1 pseudogene is annotated in these 513 nt (G+C 41.7%); it reads right to left on the reverse strand.

The window, feature by feature from the left end:
- A pseudogene (locus N483_RS24695) lies at positions 1-513 on the reverse strand (calcium-binding protein); the annotation flags it as partial.

The raw sequence follows: 513 nt of genomic DNA on the forward strand, positions 1-513 counted from the left end.
ATCACCCAAGTTATAGACATAAGTTTCTGAACTAACATCCCCTTTGAGAATGTCGTCGCCTTGACCGCCAACAAGTATATTTTCTGTATACCTGCTTTGCCCTACAACCAATGTATCGTTGCCTTTTCCACCATCTAAGTAGTCATTACCACCAACGCCGTCTATATGGTCATCTCCATCTAAGCCATAAATTTTGTCACTTTGGTTCGAACCGTTTAACGTATCATTGCCTGATGTGCCAAACTGGCTTCTTGCTAATTCAAACACCTCTTCAGCACTTAGGAAGGTACCATCACTGAACACAACTTTATCGACAATATCGCTCTTATCACTAAATGCTCCAGCAAGCGTAATTGAGCCTACAACACTGCCTGCGGTATCTAATATTTGCAGTGCTATGTCATCATCAACACGTAAAATTTTAACTTGCTCTTTCGAAATACCCTCACCCAACATGAGTTGGTCTGTTGTGCTGGTAGTGCCAATTTCGTAGATAACATCATGACCATCACC

This window comes from Pseudoalteromonas luteoviolacea NCIMB 1944, from assembly GCF_001625565.1.
Taxonomy (GTDB): Bacteria; Pseudomonadota; Gammaproteobacteria; order Enterobacterales; family Alteromonadaceae; genus Pseudoalteromonas; species Pseudoalteromonas luteoviolacea_F.